Annotated in this window: 18 protein-coding genes and 2 tRNA genes; 4 read left to right on the top strand and 16 right to left on the bottom strand. The window is 50.2% G+C overall.

Annotated features, from left to right (window positions below):
- Positions 1 to 215: 215 nt before the first annotated feature.
- The 13 genes from rpsO to rlmE form a co-directional block, all read right to left on the bottom strand.
- Positions 216 to 485 (bottom strand): 30S ribosomal protein S15, encoded by a 270-nt coding sequence (gene rpsO / locus AC1DUO_RS18745; protein ID WP_013573823.1) that lies wholly within the window; start codon positions 483 to 485, stop codon positions 216 to 218.
- A 122-nt stretch (positions 486 to 607) separates the two neighbouring features.
- On the bottom strand, positions 608 to 1552 hold the full coding sequence (gene truB, locus AC1DUO_RS18740; RefSeq protein ID WP_013573822.1) for a tRNA pseudouridine(55) synthase TruB: 945 nt from the start codon (positions 1550 to 1552) through the stop codon (positions 608 to 610).
- A complete protein-coding gene (rbfA, locus tag AC1DUO_RS18735; protein ID WP_014333704.1) occupies positions 1552 to 1965 on the bottom strand; it encodes a 30S ribosome-binding factor RbfA in 414 nt (137 codons plus the stop codon). Before rbfA ends, truB begins: the two co-directional genes overlap by 1 nt.
- Before the next feature lie 79 nt (positions 1966 to 2044).
- Positions 2045 to 4738 carry a translation initiation factor IF-2 gene (gene infB, locus AC1DUO_RS18730; protein ID WP_013573820.1) on the bottom strand — a complete coding sequence of 898 codons (2694 nt, stop codon included), beginning with the start codon at positions 4736 to 4738 and terminating at the stop codon, positions 2045 to 2047.
- A 24-nt stretch (positions 4739 to 4762) separates the two neighbouring features.
- Complete coding sequence (gene nusA, locus AC1DUO_RS18725) at positions 4763 to 6271, bottom strand: transcription termination factor NusA (protein ID WP_013573819.1); 1509 nt, start codon at positions 6269 to 6271, stop codon at positions 4763 to 4765.
- 23 nt (positions 6272 to 6294) lie between these two features.
- The gene (rimP, locus tag AC1DUO_RS18720) at positions 6295 to 6747 is read right to left on the bottom strand and encodes a ribosome maturation factor RimP (protein ID WP_014411570.1); all 453 of its coding nucleotides are present in this window, start codon (positions 6745 to 6747) and stop codon (positions 6295 to 6297) included.
- A gap of 216 nt (positions 6748 to 6963) precedes the next feature.
- Positions 6964 to 7040 (bottom strand) — tRNA-Met (locus AC1DUO_RS18715).
- A gap of 59 nt (positions 7041 to 7099) precedes the next feature.
- A tRNA-Leu gene (locus AC1DUO_RS18710) sits at positions 7100 to 7186 on the bottom strand.
- An 84-nt stretch (positions 7187 to 7270) separates the two neighbouring features.
- Positions 7271 to 7606 (bottom strand): preprotein translocase subunit SecG, encoded by a 336-nt coding sequence (gene secG, locus AC1DUO_RS18705; protein ID WP_013573818.1) that lies wholly within the window; start codon positions 7604 to 7606, stop codon positions 7271 to 7273.
- A gap of 235 nt (positions 7607 to 7841) precedes the next feature.
- Complete coding sequence (gene glmM, locus AC1DUO_RS18700) at positions 7842 to 9182, bottom strand: phosphoglucosamine mutase (RefSeq protein WP_037034237.1); 1341 nt, start codon at positions 9180 to 9182, stop codon at positions 7842 to 7844.
- A 2-nt stretch (positions 9183 to 9184) separates the two neighbouring features.
- Positions 9185 to 10024 carry a dihydropteroate synthase gene (gene folP, locus AC1DUO_RS18695; RefSeq protein ID WP_119261166.1) on the bottom strand — a complete coding sequence of 280 codons (840 nt, stop codon included), beginning with the start codon at positions 10022 to 10024 and terminating at the stop codon, positions 9185 to 9187.
- Between the two features lie 124 nt (positions 10025 to 10148).
- The gene (ftsH, locus tag AC1DUO_RS18690; protein WP_477988280.1) at positions 10149 to 12092 is read right to left on the bottom strand and encodes an ATP-dependent zinc metalloprotease FtsH; all 1944 of its coding nucleotides are present in this window, start codon (positions 12090 to 12092) and stop codon (positions 10149 to 10151) included.
- Between the two features lie 56 nt (positions 12093 to 12148).
- Positions 12149 to 12778 (bottom strand): 23S rRNA (uridine(2552)-2'-O)-methyltransferase RlmE, encoded by a 630-nt coding sequence (gene rlmE / locus AC1DUO_RS18685; protein ID WP_013573814.1) that lies wholly within the window; start codon positions 12776 to 12778, stop codon positions 12149 to 12151.
- Between the two features lie 182 nt (positions 12779 to 12960).
- Between rlmE and yhbY the strand changes: the two genes are divergently transcribed.
- Entirely contained in the window at positions 12961 to 13257 is a 297-nt protein-coding gene (gene yhbY / locus AC1DUO_RS18680) for a ribosome assembly RNA-binding protein YhbY (RefSeq protein ID WP_013573813.1), read from the top strand.
- A 180-nt stretch (positions 13258 to 13437) separates the two neighbouring features.
- Here the strand turns inward: yhbY and greA are convergent, their stop codons facing one another.
- Positions 13438 to 13914, bottom strand: a complete 477-nt coding sequence (gene greA / locus AC1DUO_RS18675; protein ID WP_013573812.1) for a transcription elongation factor GreA — start codon at positions 13912 to 13914, stop codon at positions 13438 to 13440.
- Between the two features lie 281 nt (positions 13915 to 14195).
- Between greA and dacB the strand changes: the two genes are divergently transcribed.
- Genes dacB through pmrB form a run of 3 tightly spaced genes read left to right on the top strand, consistent with a single transcriptional unit; the run spans position 14196 to position 17400 of the window.
- Positions 14196 to 15629 (top strand): serine-type D-Ala-D-Ala carboxypeptidase, encoded by a 1434-nt coding sequence (gene dacB / locus AC1DUO_RS18670; protein ID WP_477988271.1) that lies wholly within the window; start codon positions 14196 to 14198, stop codon positions 15627 to 15629.
- A gap of 20 nt (positions 15630 to 15649) precedes the next feature.
- Positions 15650 to 16312 carry a two-component system response regulator PmrA gene (gene pmrA / locus AC1DUO_RS18665; RefSeq protein ID WP_013573810.1) on the top strand — a complete coding sequence of 221 codons (663 nt, stop codon included), beginning with the start codon at positions 15650 to 15652 and terminating at the stop codon, positions 16310 to 16312.
- Positions 16309 to 17400, top strand: coding sequence for a two-component system sensor histidine kinase PmrB (gene pmrB / locus AC1DUO_RS18660; protein ID WP_112197543.1), 1092 nt, complete (start codon positions 16309 to 16311; stop codon positions 17398 to 17400). The genes pmrA and pmrB overlap by 4 nt, the downstream gene beginning before the upstream one ends.
- Positions 17401 to 17486: 86 nt before the next feature.
- Here pmrB and cgtA read toward each other — a convergent pair whose 3' ends face one another.
- On the bottom strand, positions 17487 to 18659 hold the full coding sequence (gene cgtA, locus AC1DUO_RS18655) for an Obg family GTPase CgtA (RefSeq protein WP_119261165.1): 1173 nt from the start codon (positions 18657 to 18659) through the stop codon (positions 17487 to 17489).
- 33 nt (positions 18660 to 18692) lie between these two features.
- A partial coding sequence (locus AC1DUO_RS18650) for an EamA family transporter (protein ID WP_477988268.1) occupies positions 18693 to 19062 on the bottom strand: 370 nt, incomplete at its 5' end.

Raw genomic sequence — 19062 nt, 5'->3', positions numbered from 1 at the left:
TCCGAGCTTCTCACTACATTCTCGCGACTAATGACAATCCTTATATACCTGGCAATGTGGTAATAAAGTCTCTCATTAGCCGCGCGAAAACATCTGTAACGGAAGTTCATGTTCTTAGAATAACAGTAGAAACCGCAGCCATACAGTACCCTGATTTGGCTGAGCTTCCTAGAATAAAGGGGCCTATTGGCCCCTTTACACTGAAACTCGCTTGATTAGCGACGCAGACCCAGACGTTCGATCAGGCCGGTGTAACGCGCTACATCTTTACGCTTCAGGTAGTCCAGCAGTTTACGACGCTGAGAAACCATACGCAGCAGACCACGACGGCTGTGGTGATCTTTTTTGTGTTCTGCAAAGTGACCTTGCAGATGGTTAATTTGAGCAGTCAGCAGAGCAACCTGAACTTCGGTAGAACCACTGTCGTTAGTGCCGCGACCGAAGTCGGAAACGATCTGAGCCTTAGCTTCAACGCTTAGAGACATAATCTTACTCCAAAATATTATAGATAATTAAACGGGTGCCGATCTCTAATTCAGCAACCCAATGCATAAGCTGCGCTATTCTACCCTTTGCTATATATGATCGCAAGGTGGGCAGAAAGCGCTTAGTCGGTGTATTCAACGACCAGACGACGTGGCGCAATGCGGCCATCATCATCAATTTCTCCTACACCGATAAACTTACGTTCTTCGCCTTCAGTGATGCGAACCATACCGCTGACGGGCGCACCAGATGCCTGAACAGGTTGACCCTGTTTGACATATCCGGCCACCACAGGCAACAGATTCACTTCCGGGAAATCTTCACATGCGCTATCCATCGGCAACAACAAAGGATCCAGCAGCAAGCGCGGCTCAATGCCCTGCTCTTCTGCCTGAGCGATCAGCTCATGGAGTTTTTCCATAGTGACCATTCGCTCTGAAGGATAAGTTGCCACCTGCAAACGACGCAGATAAGTCACGTGCGCACCACAGCCCAGTTTCTCACCAAGATCATCGACAATCGTGCGGATGTAAGTGCCTTTTGAGCAATGAATCTCCAGCTCAACATCAAAGCCTTCCCAGCGTATAAACTGCAATTCATACACGGTAATGCTGCGTGATTCTCGCGGGACTTCGATGCCCTGACGTGCATATTCGTACAGTTTTTTCCCTTCATATTTCAATGCTGAATACATGGAAGGAATTTGCTGAGTTTCTCCGCGGAAACTGTCGAGTGCGTCGTCCAGTTGCTGCTGAGTGAAAGTCATTTCACGTTCGGAAATGATGGCACCTTCGGCGTCTGACGTATCCGTACGTTGTCCCATGCGGGCAATCACGCGATAGCGTTTGTCAGAATCAAGCAGGAACCGGGAAAACTTGGTCGCTTCACCCAGGCACAGCGGCAGCATACCGGTGGCTAAGGGATCGAGCGCACCGGTATGGCCTGCGCGGTTAGCGTTATAAAGGCGTTTAACCTTTTGCAGGGCATCGTTAGAAGACAAGCCTAAAGATTTGTCCAGTAGCAGAACGCCGTGTATGTCACGGCCGCGGCGACGTGGGCGACTCATTATGCTTCCTCGTCATCGCCTGCAGCTGAACGGCGTTCAGCATCGTTCTTCACGACATTGGTCACCAGATTGGACATACGCATACCTTCAACCAAAGAGTTGTCGTAAGCGAAAGTCAGTTCTGGTACGACACGTAAACGCATCGCTTTACCGATCAGGGTACGGATGAAACCTGACGCGTCCTGCAAAGCTTTGATGCCATTTTTGACACGATCAGGATCGTGATTGTCAGTCGTCAGCACGTCCAGGAAGGTGACGAACACTTTGGCATACGCCAGGTCGCGTGATACTTCTACGCCTGAAACTGTCGCCATGCCTACGCGCGGGTCTTTGACTTCACGCTGTAAGATGATGGCGATTTCTTTTTGCATCTCCTGGGAGACACGTTGAGTACGGCTAAATTCTTTTGCCATGATGCTTTTCTCCTCACTTGCTCCAGACAAATAAGGGGGCGCAAGGCCCCCCATCTGGATATCAGCTACTTCGCAAACGTTAAGCGATAGTACGTTTGATCTCGATGATTTCGAAGACTTCGATCACATCACCAGTACGCACATCGTTGTAGTTCTTAACGCCAATACCACATTCCATGCCGTTACGCACTTCAGCAACGTCATCTTTGAAGCGACGCAGGGATTCCAGTTCGCCTTCGTAGATCACCACGTTTTCACGCAGTACACGGATTGGGTTGTTACGCTTGATCATACCTTCAGTCACCATACAACCTGCGATAGCACCGAATTTAGGTGACTTGAACACGTCACGAACTTCAGCCAGGCCAATGATTTGCTGTTTGTATTCTGGCGCCAACATACCGCTCATCGCCTGTTTGACTTCGTCAATCAGGTTATAGATGACAGAGTAGTAACGCAGATCCAGGCTTTCGCTTTCTACGACGCGGCGGGCAGAAGCATCTGCACGGACGTTGAAGCCCAGAATGATCGCGTTAGAAGCAGCGGCCAGTGTCGCATCAGTTTCAGTGATACCACCGACCCCCATACCGACGATCTTAACTTTAACTTCGTCAGTAGAAAGGCTTTGCAATGCGTCGGAAATCGCTTCACAAGAACCCTGAACGTCTGACTTCAGAACGATGTTCAGTTCAGAAACTTCACCTTCAGTCATGTTCGCAAACATGTTTTCCAGTTTAGATTTCTGCTGGCGAGCCAGTTTAACTTCGCGGAATTTACCCTGACGATACAGAGCAACTTCACGGGCTTTTTTCTCATCACGTACAACGGTAACTTCATCCCCCGCAGCCGGTACACTGGACAGACCCAGTACTTCGACAGGGATAGAAGGGCCCGCAGACGTAATATCACGCCCCATTTCGTCACGCATCGCACGGACACGGCCGTATTCGAAGCCACACAGAATGATGTCGCCTTTGTTCAGAGTACCTTCCTGAACCAGAACGGTTGCAACCGGGCCACGACCTTTGTCCAGGAAGGACTCGATCACAACGCCGCTTGCCATACCGGTGCGAACTGCTTTCAGTTCCAGAACTTCGGCTTGCAGCAAGATAGCTTGCAGCAAATCGTCAATACCGGTACCGACTTTCGCAGAAACGTGGATGAACTGAGATTCACCGCCCCACTCTTCCGGCATAACGCCGTATTGAGACAGTTCGGTACGAACACGGTCCGGATCAGCATCTGGCTTATCAATTTTGTTCACTGCAACCACGATTGGCACGCCAGCAGCTTTCGCATGCTGTACGGCTTCGATGGTTTGTGGCATCACGCCATCATCTGCAGAAACAACCAGTACAACGATATCCGTTGCCTGAGCACCACGAGCACGCATTGAGGTAAACGCGGCGTGTCCCGGAGTATCCAGGAAGGTGATCATGCCGTTTTCGGTTTCTACGTGGTAAGCACCGATATGCTGGGTAATACCACCGGCCTCGCCTGCTGCCACTTTCGTTGAACGAATGTAGTCAAGCAATGAGGTTTTACCGTGGTCAACGTGGCCCATGATGGTCACAACCGGAGCGCGTGGCTCAGCGGCTGCAGAAGCGCCTGTGTCACGATCGCTCATCAGCGCTTCTTCCAGCTCGTTCTCACGACGCAGGATAACTTTATGACCCATTTCTTCTGCAACCAGTTGAGCAGTTTCCTGATCAATGACCTGGTTGATGGTGGCCATGGCGCCCAGTTTCATCATGGTTTTGATGACCTGAGAACCTTTAACTGCCATTTTGTTTGCCAGCTCAGCAACAGTAATGGTTTCACCCACTACAACATCACGGTTCACGGCAACAACAGGCTTGTTAAAGCTCTGCTGTAAGGTACTTGGCTTACGCTTACCTTTACCGTTACGGCCAACAGCACGGGCTTCTTCGCGATCCGCTTTAGATTCGGACAGCTTGTTGCCTTTTTTCTGTTTGGTCGCTTTGCCACCGCGAGTACGGCTGCGACGTTCGCCTTCAACTTTGGCGTCATTTTCGTCTTCAGCAGCACGAGCATGGGTAGAAGTGGTGACATGATAGTCAGCAGATTCTGATTCGCTTGGTGCAGTAGCTTCAGTCCAGACACCAGAGTCAGCCATTTTACGGGCCTCTTCTGCGATGCGCTTGGCGTTTTCTTCAATCTTACGCTGGGCTTCTTCTTCCGTTTTGCGTTTCAGCTCTGCGGCTTCAGCTTCACGGCGTGCTTTCTCTGCCTGAGCTGGTTTAGTTACTTCATCGGTATTTTGGTTGGTCACTTTATCTTTTTCCGCTGCATCACGCTTAGCTTTATCAGCGGCCTCACGTTTAGCTTGCTCTTCGGCGGCGCGTTTGGCTTTTTCCTGAGCTTCGCGCTGGGCTTGCTCCGCTGCTGCACGCTGTGCCTGTTCTTCCGCGTCACGCTTCGCCTGCTCTTCCGCTTCGGCCTGGGCAAGTTCTGCCTCGGTCATATCACGTTTAACATAAGTGCGTTTCTTGCGGACCTCGATTTGCACCGATTTACTCTTCCCGCCGGTGCTCGGAATATTCAGTGTACTACGCGTTTTGCGTTGTAACGTCAGTTTGTTTGACGCACCTGAATTTCCACCATTCAGATGCGACAATAAAGTTTCTTTTTCTTGCTGGGTCACAGAGTCAGCTTCGGACTTCGAGATCCCTGCATCAGCAAATTGCTGTACCAGGCGATCTACCGGAGTCTGAATCTCTGCCGCCAGCGATTTTACAGTTACATCTGTCATGCTGTTCCTTCCTGCTACAGTTTATTACGCGTTGTCGCCAAACCAGCAGATATTGCGCGCGGCCATGATAAGTTCACCAGCCTGCTCGTCAGTAAGACCTTCAATATCAGCCAGATCGTCGACACCCTGCTCGGCAAGATCTTCCAGCGTACAAACCCCTTGTGCAGCCAGTTTAAATGCCATGCTACGTTCCAGACCCGCCAGATTAAGCAGATCGTCAGCAGGCTTTTTGTCACCGAGACTTTCTTCCTGAGCTAAAGCCAGTGTGGTCAGCGCTTCTTTCGCACGTTCGCGCAGCGCATCCACGGTGTCTTCATCCAGGCCGTCGATTTCAAGTAGTTCGTTAACTGGCACGTAAGCCAGTTCTTCAAGCGTAGAGAAACCTTCTTCAACCAGAACCGTGGCGAAATCTTCATCGATGGCCAGATATTTGGTAAAGGTATCAATCGCAGCGTGTGCCTCAGCCTGATGTTTGGCTTGCAGGTCGTCTGCTGTCATCACGTTCAGTTCCCACTTGTCATCACCACGATGCTGTTTCAACAATTGGGAGGCCAAACGCACGTTCTGGCCATTGCGGCCAATCGCCTGTGCCAGATTGCTGGCTTCAACGGCGATATCCATGGTGCATTTATCTTCATCAACTACGATGGAAGCGACGTCTGCCGGTGCCATTGCGTTGATAACAAATTGCGCAGGATTGTCATCCCAAAGGATGATATCAATGCGTTCACCGCCCAGTTCACTGGAAACGGCCTGAACGCGTGCACCACGCATGCCGACACAAGCACCGACCGGGTCGATACGTTTGTCGTTAGTTTTTACAGCGATTTTTGCACGGGAACCCGGATCACGAGCTGCCGCTTTAATTTCGATCAGTTCTTCGCCAATTTCCGGCACTTCGATGCGGAACAGTTCAATCAGCATCTCGTTTCGTGAACGGCTGACGAACAGCTGAGCACCACGTGCTTCAGGGCGAACATCATACAGCACCCCACGAATACGGTCGCCGGAGCGGAAGTTTTCACGAGGAAGCATGTCTTCTCGCAGGATAACAGCTTCAGCGTTGCTGCCTAAATCCAGCGCAATACTGTCACGGTTAACTTTCTTAACGACGCCAGTAACAATTTCACCTTGCTGCTCACGGAACTGATCAACCACCATCGCGCGTTCTGCTTCACGTACCTTCTGTACGATAACTTGTTTAGCAGTCTGCGTAGTGATGCGGTCGAAAGTGACCGACTCAATTTGATCTTCAATATATCCGCCGAGGTCGATTGACGGATCTTCGTATTGTGCAGCTTCGAGGGTGATTTCACGGGTCGGCTGAGTCACTTCGTTGACTGCTACCCAGCGACGGAAAGTATCGAAGTCGCCTGTTTTGCGGTCAATGCTGACGCGGACTTCGATTTCCTGCTCGTATTTTTTCTTGGTCGCCGTTGATAATGCAATTTCCAGCGCTTCAAAAATCTTCTCGCGCGGGAGGGATTTTTCATTAGAAACTGCTTCTACAACAGCCAGAATCTCTTTGTTCATCCTAGTTGCCTCTTCCAAACTCTTTAAAAGTGGGGTACCAGGTTCGCTTTCTGGATGTTGCTCAGTGCGAACACTTCATCTTTCCCTTCCACTGTCACCGTGATCATCTCGCCTTCGACAGCTTTAATGATGCCTTGCCATTTGCGGCGGTTTTGCACTGCCATGCGCAAAACAACACTGACTTCATCGCCAAGAAAACGTTGATAATGTTCAGCGGTGAACATAGGACGATCAAGGCCTGGAGAGGAAACTTCCAGGTTGTAGGCGACAGTGACTGGATCTTCAACGTCCAGCACAGCGCTCACCTGGTGGCTGACATCAGCACAATCATCAACATTGATCCCGGCGTCACTATCAATATAGATGCGCAACGTCGATTGGCGAGCCCGAACGAACTCGATGCCCACCAGCTCAAAGCCAAGTGCCTCGACTGGTGCTGTAATCAGCTCTGTTAATTTTTGTTCTAATGTGGACAAGCCCACCCCCAAGACATAAAAAAAGGGCTAAATAGCCCAGTGATTCTGTTGCCAAATAACAAAAAACCCCGATAAATCGGGGCTTTATGCAACTGGACCCTATTCGCCGCATAGCGGCTTCGGTACAACTTTCGCGAAGTGTTGTTTTCAAATTGAAGCTGCAGAACATCACAGGAAGATACTGAAAGTCTATTTGAAATAAACACTTAGGGAAAGTGGTTGCGGGGGCCGGATTTGAACCGACGACCTTCGGGTTATGAGCCCGACGAGCTACCAGGCTGCTCCACCCCGCGTCCGAAAACGTGGCAAATACTACGCCGATAACCGCTAAAAAGCAAATTATCATAAAGATTGGTACCGAGGACGGGACTTGAACCCGTAAGCCCATTCGGGCACTACCACCTCAAGGTAGCGTGTCTACCAATTCCACCACCTCGGCACTCTTTTTTTTCACAATCGCTTATACTGTCCAAGCATAAGCCACTGTTTGAAAACTTAGCTTCTTTGATAAGAAGTTTACTGCTTAGTGAGGAACGTCACTGTTAGGCGCTGCTGGAGCTGCCGGTGCAGTCGTCTGCTCAGTTTTAGCTGGCTGACTCAGGTTTTCCCACTCACTTCCTTTTTGGCCTTTATTGGTGCTCATGTTCCCGAGAATCAAACTAATGATAAAGAACAATGCTGCCAAAACGCCGGTCATGCGGGTCATGAAGTTACCGGAACCACTCGAACCGAACAATGTGCCAGAAGCACCTGCCCCGAAAGAGGCTCCCATATCAGCGCCTTTACCTTGTTGCAGCATAACCAGAGCGATAAGCCCAATTGCTACGATAAGGAAAATCACCAGAAGAGCGTCGTACATAGTAGTACCTGTATCCTCGCGGGTTCACCGCATGCCAATTGCTTCTCACCATTTAGCAGGTCATCAAAGGACCCACTGAAGCGGGTGTGAATACTAACCAAAGCCGTATTACCGTGCAAGGGCAATTTTCATCAAACTGTTCGTTTGCGGAAAAAAACGGCAAATCGGGATAAAACATGCTGCCAGGAGGTCCGGCAGCGAGAAACTCACCGAAAATTTACCGTTTTTTATCGGCTTACGCTTTGACCGCTTTGACGGCATCCGCAATACGGTTGGCCAGTTTTTCCACCAGCTCGGCATCTTCCCCTTCGACCATTACGCGCAGCAGAGGTTCGGTACCTGATTTACGCAACAGCACCCGACCGCGGCCCGCTAACTGCTTTTCAACTTCAGCCGTGACCTGCTTAACCTCATCGGATTCCAGCGGATCATGTTCACCAGCAAAACGGACGTTGATCAGGATCTGCGGAAGCAATTTCATGCCGCTGCACAGGTCATGCAAGCTCATATGATTGCGCACCATCGCGGTAAGCACTTGCAAACCTGCCACAATGCCATCACCGGTAGTAGTTTTATCCAGCAAAATGATATGGCCTGAGTTCTCAGCCCCGATCCGCCAACCTTTTTCCTGCATTTTTTCCAGTACGTAGCGATCACCTACTTTCGCACGGGTAAAGGGAATGCCCAGTTGCTTTAAGGCCAGCTCGAGGCCCATATTGCTCATCAACGTGCCGACGGCACCGCCTTTCAACTGGCCCTGACGAAGCCCTTCACGCGCAATGATGTAGAGGATTTGGTCGCCATCAACTTTATTACCTTCATGATCAACCATGATCAGGCGGTCACCATCGCCGTCAAAAGCCAGCCCGACATCTGCTTTTTCAGCCAGAACACGCTGCTGCAACTGACGGACATCCGTTGCGCCGCATTCTTCGTTGATGTTCATCCCATCCGGCTCACAGCCGATAGCGATGACTTTTGCCCCCAATTCGCGCAAAACGCTAGGTGCAATGTGATAAGTAGCGCCGTTGGCACAGTCGACCACAATTTTCAGACTGTTCAGACTCAGTTCTGTCGGGAATGTGCCTTTACAGAATTCGATGTAACGACCGGCGGCATCCACGATGCGGCTGGCTTTACCCAGTTCGGCAGATTCAACACATGTCAGTGGTTTTTCAAGCTCAGCTTCAATCGCCTCTTCCACTTCGTCAGGTAATTTAGTCCCGTCGATTGTGAAAAACTTAATACCGTTATCGTAGTAAGGATTGTGCGAGGCTGAAATAACGATGCCCGCTTCTGCACGGAAAGTACGTGTCAGGTAAGCCACGGCAGGCGTTGGCATCGGGCCGGTGAAAGAAGCCGATAAACCTGCAGCAGCAAGCCCTGCCTCTAACGCTGATTCCAGCATATAACCCGAAATGCGGGTATCTTTCCCGATGATCACTTTACGCGAACCGTGGCGTGCTAATACTTTGCCAGCCGCCCAGCCTAGTTTCAGAACAAAATCAGGGGTAATCGGGGTATCGCCCACTTTTCCGCGGATGCCATCTGTCCCAAAGTATTTACGGTTGCTCATAATTAGTTTTTATCCCTTGCAGAAAGTGTCGCTTCCACGATACGCATCGCTTCAACGGTTTCTTTTACATCATGTACACGCACGATCTTAGCACCTTGCATGGCAGCGATCACAGCACAAGCAACACTTCCGGTAACCCGTTTCTCAGGAGAAACATGCAGAAGTTGCCCCACCATGGATTTCCTCGACATCCCCACTAACAATGGCATGCCAAAGTGATGAAAATCAGCCAACCGTGCGAGCAACTGATAGTTATGCTCCAAATTTTTACCAAAACCGAAGCCCGGATCGAGCAACAATTTTTCTTTCGCAATGCCGGCGTTAACACAACGGGCAATTTGCTCAAAAAAATACTGATCCACCTGCGCAACGACATTGTCGTAATGCGGGGCATGCTGCATCGTTTTGGGGTCACCCTGCATGTGCATCAGACAAACAGGTAAACCCGTTTCGGCCGCAGCCTGTAGCGCACCGGGCTCCTGAAGTGAACGGATATCGTTGATCAGATGTATGCCCGCATTTGCCGCTTCACGGATCACGGCGGCTTTTGAGGTATCCACGGAGATCCAGACATCAAAACGCCGCGCAATGGCTTCGACTACCGGCACCACACGGGCCAGTTCCTCATCTTCGCTGACTTCTGCTGCACCAGGGCGGGTCGATTCACCACCGATGTCGAGAATTGTCGCGCCTGCATCAACCATTGCCTGAGCATGTCTGAGAGCAAGATCAAGCGTGTTATGTCGCCCGCCATCGGAAAATGAGTCGGGGGTAACGTTCAGGATCCCCATAACCTGGGGGAAAGTGAGGTCCAATCTGGACTCTCTGGCAGTGAGGTGCATAAATCACGTCCCTTCTGATCAATCAATAAAGGCTTTTCAAATTCCGAGGCAAAGAATGCACGCATAAAAAACCCCGGGCAAGCCCGGGGTTGAGTGTCATCAGCATTATTTTCCAATCAGCCTCTTACTTGCCGCTGAATTGCTCAAACATCGTGTTGCCAGGATTCGGCGTACGAGGTTCGTCGACAGGCGTTGGCGCTTTTGGCGTACCGCCGTCATTGGAGTTGCTGTTACCGTTTTTGCCGTTAGCATCGTCCCAGCCAGCTGGCGGGCGAACTTCAGTACGGTTCATCAGGTCATCAATTTGCGGTGCATCGATGGTTTCATACTTCATCAGGGCATCTTTCATTGAATGAAGGATATCCATGTTTTCCATCAGCAGAGTACGCGCACGAACGTAGTTACGTTCAACCAGAGACTTAACTTCCTGATCGATGATACGGGCGGTTTCATCAGACATATGCTTAGCTTTCGCGACTGAACGACCGAGGAAGACTTCACCTTCTTCTTCCGCATACAGCAACGGACCTAATTTATCTGAGAAGCCCCACTGCGTAACCATGTTACGGGCAATCGACGTGGCTACTTTGATATCGTTAGACGCACCGGTAGACACTTTTTCCACACCGTAAATAATCTCTTCAGCAAGACGGCCACCATATAAGGTAGAAATCTGACTTTCGAGTTTCTGACGGCTGGCGCTGATCGCATCACCTTCGGGCAGGAAGAAGGTCACACCTAATGCACGGCCACGAGGAATAATGGTCACTTTGTGCACAGGGTCGTGTTCAGGAACCAGGCGGCCAATGATGGCGTGTCCCGCTTCGTGATATGCAGTGGACTCTTTCTGCGATTCGGTCATTACCATGGAACGGCGCTCAGCACCCATCATGATTTTGTCTTTGGCTTTTTCGAACTCGACCATCGACACCACACGTTTGTTACCACGAGCAGAGAACAGTGCAGCTTCGTTGACCAGGTTAGCCAGGTCARCACCAGAGAATCCTGGTGTACCACGGGCAATCACAGAAGCATCAACATCTGTCGCCAGCGGAACACGACGCATGTGAACTTTCAGGATCTGTTCACGGCCACGGACATCTGGCAAGCCGACAACAACCTGACGGTCAAAACGGCCCGGACGCAGCAACGCAGGGTCCAGAACATCCGGACGGTTGGTCGCGGCAATAACGATAATACCTTCGTTACCTTCGAAACCATCCATCTCAACCAGCATCTGGTTCAGGGTTTGCTCACGTTCATCATGACCACCGCCTAAACCTGCACCACGCTGACGGCCAACGGCATCAATTTCATCGATGAAGATGATACATGGAGCCGCTTTCTTCGCCTGTTCGAACATATCACGGACACGTGATGCACCCACACCGACGAACATTTCAACGAAGTCAGAACCCGAAATCGTAAAGAACGGGACTTTGGCTTCACCGGCAATGGCTTTAGCCAGCAAGGTCTTACCCGTACCCGGAGGACCCACCATCAGAACGCCTTTAGGAATTTTACCGCCCAGTTTCTGGAAACGGCTTGGTTCACGCAGGTAATCAACCAGCTCGCTCACCTCTTCCTTCGCTTCGTCACAACCTGCAACGTCAGCAAACGTAGTTTTGATTTGGTCTTCCGTCAGCATGCGGGCTTTGCTTTTACCAAAGGACATTGCGCCTTTGCCACCGCCACCCTGCATCTGTCGCATAAAGAATATCCAGACGCCAATCAGAAGCAGCATCGGGAACCATGAAATGAAGATAGTCGCCAGGAAACTCTGCTGTTCAGGCGGTTCACCAACAACTTTCACGTTTTTGCTCAGCAGCGTATCCAGCAATTTAGGATCATGAACCGGAATATAGGTTGTGTATTTGCTGCTGTCTTTTTTGATAACGTCAATCGCACGTCCATTGATACGTACTTCACGGACCTGGTCTTGGGCCACTTCGGTTGTAAAGGTAGTGTAATCTACCTTGTTACCATTAGATTCGCTGGGACCAAAACTCTGAAATACAGACATCAATACAACCGCGATGACTAACCAGAGGATCAGGTTCTTCGCCATGTCACTCAAGGGATTAACCTCATATTACAACTGTGTTAACAAACAGCGTTAGGGAACTACAGTTTCCGCCCTGTCGCTACGATGTACACTTCTCGCGAACGTGCTCGGGAAGCGTCTGGCTTACGAATCTTCACCTTCGTAAACAGGGAGCGAATTTCCCGCAGGTATTCATCAAAGCCATCTCCCTGAAACACCTTCACCAGGAAACTTCCGCCTGGTGCTAATACATCCCGACACATATCCAATGCTAATTCAACCAGATACATCGATTTTGGAATATCGACTGCCGGAGTACCGCTCATATTAGGGGCCATATCGGACATGACCACCTGAACCTTACTTTCTCCCACGCGTTCAAGCAGCGCTTTGAGAACTAATTCATCACGAAAATCCCCTTGAAGGAAGTCGACTCCAACAATAGGATCCATAGGTAAAAGGTCAAGAGCAATAATTCGCCCTTTGTTACCGATCTGCGTCGCCACATACTGTGACCAACCACCAGGAGCTGCTCCTAAATCAACCACCGTCATACCCGGTTTAAACAGCTTATCGCCTTGCTGTATTTCATCAAGTTTAAACCAGGCACGGGAACGCAGCCCTTTTTTCTGTGCCTGTAGCACATATTTATCGCTAAAGTGTTCCTGCAACCAGCGACTGGAACTTGCAGAACGCTTTTTATTAGACATTATTTAGTAACCATATAGTTTTCCAACCACCCTGAGTTAGAGCTTTTGGAACAAGCTGTTAGCATCATGACGTCTATGGCTAAGTCAGTATTATTCCCTCCCCGAAGCAGTCCGGGTTGGTGATATACATGAGATGGCGGTAGAATGACCCGTTTTCAATCCCAACTTAAGCAAAAAAGACGATGAATCTTAACAATAAACAAAAACAGTACCTGAAAGGCCTCGCGCATCCCCTGAAACCGGTTGTTATGCTGGGCAACAACGGGCTGACTGAGGGTGTGCTCGCCGAAATCGAACAGGCGCTGCAACATCACGAACTGATCAAGGTTAAAGTCGCGGCAGAAGAACGCGAAACGAAGTCTTTGATCGTAGACGCGATTGTGCGTGAAACCAAGGCGTGTAATGTGCAAGTCATCGGCAATATGCTGGTACTTTATCGCCCTTCCACCGAAGACCGCAAAATTATCTTACCGCGTTAATCCATTAAGGTTTAACGAAAAGCGCTGTAGATTTTCGGAAAGGTGCCACGAAATCACGTTCAGGGGAAGGTCTGAGCAGGCCTTTTTACTTTAGTTTTCAATTTACTGTGAAGCAATTCACTGCATGAATGTGAGAATTATCGGGCGAAACATCACGTTTCGCCCTTTTTAATGCAGATTTTAGAGGTATTCGACCTTCAATACTTCAAACTCAACATCGCCGCCAGGCGTTTTGATGACAACAACATCATCCTGCTCTTTGCCAATCAAACCGCGGGCAATCGGGGAATTCACAGAAATCAGATTTTGCTTAAAATCTGCTTCGTCATCACCCACGATGCGGTATTTTTGTTCTTCTTCAGTGTCCAGGTTCATCACAGTCACTGTCGCACCAAAAATGACACGGCCGGTTGCGGGCATTTTGGTCACATCAATAACCTGAGCATTCGAAAGCTTAGCTTCGATTTCCTGGATACGGCCTTCACAAAAACCCTGCTGTTCACGCGCAGCATGGTATTCAGCATTCTCTTTCAAATCACCATGCTCACGTGCGGTCGCGATATCAGAAATGATTTTCGGGCGACGGACGCTCTTCAGATGGTCCAGTTCTTCACGTAATCTTTCTGCGCCACGTAACGTCATCGGAATCGGTTTCATATATTTATTACCTCTAACTTGGTCCTTTCGGTAAACACCGTCCTGATTGAATCAGGTAAGAAATTAAGCCAGTTCTTCTGACCGACTCTCTGGCGAAAAACAAAAAAAACCTCACCCGGCGTTGCCACCAGGCCAGGAATCATTTCGCATTTTGATTCGTATTTTAACGTAGAGTTCCTTGAGGATCATCGTTTACTTTCAGCCACGTTGCGCCTTGGTTCGTAGCATCGTAGTATGGCACCACATTATCCTGCCGTTACTCAGAGCCTTTACTCAAAATAATGCGTTTTTTACGAATTGTCAGTGGATTAGCATGCGCGTTTGTTCTGAATACAAATGCGGCTCAGATCGAAAATTACACAGAATATCTGCCTGATGGCACGAATCTGGCGGTGCTGGTACAGAAAATTGGCGCCCCTGCGCCTGTGATCGATTATCACGGTACCCAGATGGCGCTGCCTGCCAGTACTATGAAGATTCTGACGGCGCTGGCTGCGCTGTTGCAGTTGGGGCCTGATTTCCGTTTCACCACTACACTCGAAACATCGGGTTCTGTTYCTGACGGAGTTCTCAAGGGAGATCTGGTCGCTCGGTTTTCTGGTGACCYGACCCTGAAACGCCAGAATATTCGGAATATGGTCGCTGTTTTGAAAAAACAGGGCGTCAAAGAAATCACTGGCGATGTGGTCATTAACACTTCCGTGTTTGCAAGTCATGACAAAGCTCCCGGATGGCCATGGAACGATATCACCCAATGCTTCAGCGCTCCCCCAGCCGCCGCAATTGTCGACAGAAACTGTTTCTCGGTATCTCTCTATAGCGCGCCTAAACCTGACGAGAACGCGTTTATTCGCGTAGCCTCTTATTATCCAGTGCATATGTTCAGTGAAGTCCGCACGCTGGCAAAAGGCTCTCCGGATGCGCAGTATTGCGAACTGGATGTCGTCCCGGGTGAATTCAACCGATATACACTCACTGGTTGTCTGACTCAACGCAGCGAGCCTCTGCCACTGGCTTTTGCTATTCAGGATGGTGCCAGTTATGCCGGTGCGATTCTTAAAGATGAGCTGTTGCAGGCAGATATCCAGATTGACGGCACCCTGAAACGTCAAACCCAGCCGACACCAGCAGGTACGGTTCTGGCACAAACGCAATCAGTGCCCCTGCATGATTTGCTGCATCAGATGCTTAAGAAATCAGACAACATGATCGCTGATACGGTCTTCCGTACGATTGGTCATCAGCGTTTTGGTGTGCCGGGAACATGGCGGGCGGGCTCAGACGCGGTTCGTCAGATTTTGCGTCAGAAAGCAGGCGTGGATTTGGGTAACTCGATTCAGGTTGATGGTTCCGGGCTTTCACGCCATGATTTATTGTCACCGGCCACAATGATGCAGGTGCTGCAATATATCGCCCAGCACGACAAAGAATTAGATTTTATTTCGATGTTGCCTTTAGCTGGCCATGACGGAACCTTACAGTACCGCGGTGGTCTGCATGAAGCGGGTGTCGACGGCAAAGTATCGGCAAAAACCGGTTCACTGTCTGGCGTATATAATCTGGCAGGTTTCATCACCACAGCCAGCGGACAGCGTATGGCCTTTGTGCAGTTCCTTTCAGGCTATGCTGTTCCCCCTGAAGATCAACGTACACGGCGTGCACCGCTGGTGCGCTTTGAAAGCCGTCTCTACAGGGATATCTACCAAAATAATTAACCACGGAGAAGTGCCAGACGATGAAACTGCTGATAGTTGAAGATGATGAACTTTTACGGCAGGGATTAACGCTGGCACTTACCAGTGAAAATTATGCCTGCGACTGCGCGTCAACCGCGGCCGAGGCGCAGAGTCTGATCCAAACCAGTCAGTACAGTCTGGTGATCCTGGACTTAGGATTGCCAGACAAAGATGGCGCAACGCTGCTGCGCCAGTGGCGACGTCAAAGTATTTCCCTGCCCGTGTTGATTCTTACTGCCCGCGATGCCCTTGAAGACCGCGTCGATGGCCTTGATGCCGGTGCCGATGACTATCTGATTAAACCCTTTGCCCTAGTCGAATTACAGGCCCGTGTCCGCGCCCTGATCCGCCGTTATCAGGGGCAGAGTGACAACCAGATTTCCGTCGGCAACCTGAAAATCAATCTCTCCTCTCAGCAGGCTTATCTCAATGATGCGCCGGTAGAGGTCACGCCCAAAGAGTTCGCGATTTTGTCACGACTGATGATGCGTGCCGGGCAGACTGTAAACCGCGAGTTGCTCCAGCAAGATCTCTATACCTGGCAGGATGATTTAGGCTCCAATACGCTTGAGGTACATGTTCATAATCTGCGCCGCAAATTGGGTAAAGAAGTCATCAGAACTGTACGTGGTATCGGCTACAGGCTGGAAATAATCGTATGACCAGTATGCGCCGCCGCCTTCTGGTTATGCTGGCTCTGATCCTGTTCGTGACTCAGCTCATCAGTATTTTCTGGCTCTGGCACGAGAGCCAGGAACAAATTAACCTGCTGGTCAATGACACCCTGTCAGCCAAAGTCCGTAACGCACACGTTGAGAAAGAAATTGCAGAAGCCATTGCTTCACTGATTGCCCCTTCCTTACTCATGATGAGTATTACTCTGGTACTGTCCTTTTGGGCCATCAGCTGGATTATCCGGCCTCTTAACCAGTTACAAAAACGACTGGAGACCCGTTCAGCCGATAACCTCTCTCCCCTGCCACTCAACAGCGAAACCAGGGAGATTGTGGCCGTGACGAATGCATTGAATCAGCTTTTCTCTCGTCTCTCCAGCACCATTCAGCAGGAACGATTGTTCACTGCGGATGCGGCTCATGAGTTGCGCACTCCACTGGCAGGCGTCCGGTTGCATCTGGAAATAATGCACAAAAAAGGCGTAGAAGGCAGCGATACTCTGATAAGCCGCATCGACCAGTTAATGCATACCATAGAGCAGTTACTTATGCTTGCCCGCGCCGGACAGAATTTTGCCAAAGGCGAATATCAGCAGGTTGACCTGATCAGTAACGTCGTTGAGCCGCTCAGAGAAGAGCTGTGTGAAATGCTCAGTGAACGCGGTCAAAACTTGAAAATACACCTGCCGCCTCGTGCTGAAATTCAGGGGGATGCTGTGCTGCTACGTTTAATGGTACGCAATCTGGTCGAAAATGCTTACCGCTACGGGCCTGAAAATAGCGACATCGGCATCACAATTGCACCGCAAGACAACGGATTCCTGATAAAGATAGACGATGCCGGTCCGGGTATTGATGAAACGAAGGCCAGTGAACTGACACAGGCTTTTAAGCGCGTCGACCAACGTTATGGAGGCAGCGGCCTGGGCTTAAATATTGTGGTGCGGATTGCGCACCTGCATGGCGGTACGCTGATATTGCGAAATCGCCCCGGCAACACTGGCCTCAGCGCACAATGCTGGCTACCGGATGTTGCATTACAAAGCTCGCTGACACTTTCACCAGACACCCGTTAATACGCGCTCCGATTAACACGCGATCAAAAAGAAAAAGGCTGCCAATGGCAGCCTTTCTTTCAGCGATGAAACGCTAATACACGGGATTAACGTTCGTAAATGATTTCTACGCCTTCGTCGTCATCTTCATCCCAGTCATCATCCCAGTCGTCGTCGGCTTCAGATTCCACTTCAGCCAGTTGTTCACGGTGATAATCATCCCACATGAACTCAACTTTCTCGGGTGCCGCTTCTTCAATCGCCATGTGCTTAGGATTTTCGTTGATGAACTTCATCACGTCCCAACACAATGCATTCACACCTTCGCGGTTTGCAGCGGAAATAAGGTAATAGTTACCTTCCCAACCTAATGCATCAGCAATCGCCTTAGCACGCGCTTCAGCTTCTTCTTTCTCGATCAGATCAACTTTATTGAACACTAACCAGCGCGGCTTTTCAGCCAGCTTGGCGTTGTATTGCTTCAGTTCATTGATGATGACTTTGGCATTTTCGATCGGATCAGATTCATCGATCGGCGCAATGTCGATCAGGTGCAACAGAACGCGGCAACGCTCAAGGTGCTTCAGGAAGCGGATACCCAGACCAGCGCCTTCAGAAGCCCCTTCGATCAGACCGGGGATGTCTGCAACCACGAAGCTTTGTTCGTGATCCATACGTACAACACCGAGGCTTGGCACCAGTGTGGTAAACGGATAATCAGCCACTTTCGGCTTCGCTGCAGAGACGGAGCGGATAAACGTCGATTTACCTGCGTTTGGCAGACCCAGCATGCCTACATCGGCAAGCAGCATCAGTTCGAGTGCGATATCACGCTCTTCACCTTTGGTGCCCATGGTTTTCTGACGCGGTGAACGGTTCACGGAAGATTTAAAACGGGTGTTACCGAGTCCGTGGAAACCGCCTTTAGCGACCATATTAACCTGACCATTTTTGGTCATATCGGCCAGGACTTCGCCAGTGCTTTGGTCAAGAACTCGCGTTCCCACAGGCACTTTAATGGTGATGTCCTTACCGCGTTTACCAGTACAGTCGCTGCTCTGACCGTTAGTACCGCGCTCAGCACGATAAGATTTCACAAAGCGGAAATCGATCAGCGTATTGAGGTTCTCATCAGCAACGAGGTACACATCACCGCCATCACCACCGTCGCCACCGTCAGGGCCGCCACGTGGAATGTATTTTTCGCGGCGGAAGCTGACGCACCCGTTACCGCCATCACCGGCCACAACCAGAATCGTGGCTTCATCAACAAACTTCATTTGTTCTGTCTCCGTAAATCATTCGCCGGGCAGCTAAAGTTTAGCTACCAGGTTTTGCTCTGTCCGACGTGGCCACCATCGATGGCCAATTGCGGAAAACATTGCACCCGCCACCACCACAAATGCTCCCAGATAACCAATAAAATTAAGTACTGGTGCAGCAAAAAAGTCAGGCCAGGCAAGTGCCAATAAATCTGAAAATAGCAKGGTAAACAGCGGCGTGAGTGTCACTAATGCACTTACCTGAGCTGCCTGCCATCTCGCCATCGCTTCCGCTAAGGCGCCATATCCTACCAAGGTATTCGCGCCGCAAAACAACAGGCAGGCAAACTGCCAGCCGCTGAGCTGTGAAAGCACCGCAGGGCTGGCCAGCGGGAGCAWTGCGATAGAACATAAAGTGGTG

The organism is Rahnella sp. P4_A8, from assembly GCF_056402435.1.
This window is presented reverse-complemented; position numbering and strand designations above follow the sequence as displayed.

Coding starts and splice junctions, on each gene's coding strand:
- rpsO (WP_013573823.1), bottom strand. CDS start 485: ATGTCTCTAAGCGTTGAAGCTAAGGCTCAGATCGTTTCCGACTTCGGT.
- truB (WP_013573822.1), bottom strand. CDS start 1,552: ATGAGTCGCCCACGTCGCCGCGGCCGTGACATACACGGCGTTCTGCTA.
- rbfA (WP_014333704.1), bottom strand. CDS start 1,965: ATGGCAAAAGAATTTAGCCGTACTCAACGTGTCTCCCAGGAGATGCAA.
- infB (WP_013573820.1), bottom strand. CDS start 4,738: ATGACAGATGTAACTGTAAAATCGCTGGCGGCAGAGATTCAGACTCCG.
- nusA (WP_013573819.1), bottom strand. CDS start 6,271: ATGAACAAAGAGATTCTGGCTGTTGTAGAAGCAGTTTCTAATGAAAAA.
- secG (WP_013573818.1), bottom strand. CDS start 7,606: ATGTACGACGCTCTTCTGGTGATTTTCCTTATCGTAGCAATTGGGCTT.
- glmM (WP_037034237.1), bottom strand. CDS start 9,182: ATGAGCAACCGTAAATACTTTGGGACAGATGGCATCCGCGGAAAAGTG.
- folP (WP_119261166.1), bottom strand. CDS start 10,024: ATGCACCTCACTGCCAGAGAGTCCAGATTGGACCTCACTTTCCCCCAG.
- rlmE (WP_013573814.1), bottom strand. CDS start 12,778: ATGTCTAATAAAAAGCGTTCTGCAAGTTCCAGTCGCTGGTTGCAGGAA.
- yhbY (WP_013573813.1), top strand. CDS start 12,961: ATGAATCTTAACAATAAACAAAAACAGTACCTGAAAGGCCTCGCGCAT.
- greA (WP_013573812.1), bottom strand. CDS start 13,914: ATGAAACCGATTCCGATGACGTTACGTGGCGCAGAAAGATTACGTGAA.
- pmrA (WP_013573810.1), top strand. CDS start 15,650: ATGAAACTGCTGATAGTTGAAGATGATGAACTTTTACGGCAGGGATTA.
- pmrB (WP_112197543.1), top strand. CDS start 16,309: ATGACCAGTATGCGCCGCCGCCTTCTGGTTATGCTGGCTCTGATCCTG.
- cgtA (WP_119261165.1), bottom strand. CDS start 18,659: ATGAAGTTTGTTGATGAAGCCACGATTCTGGTTGTGGCCGGTGATGGC.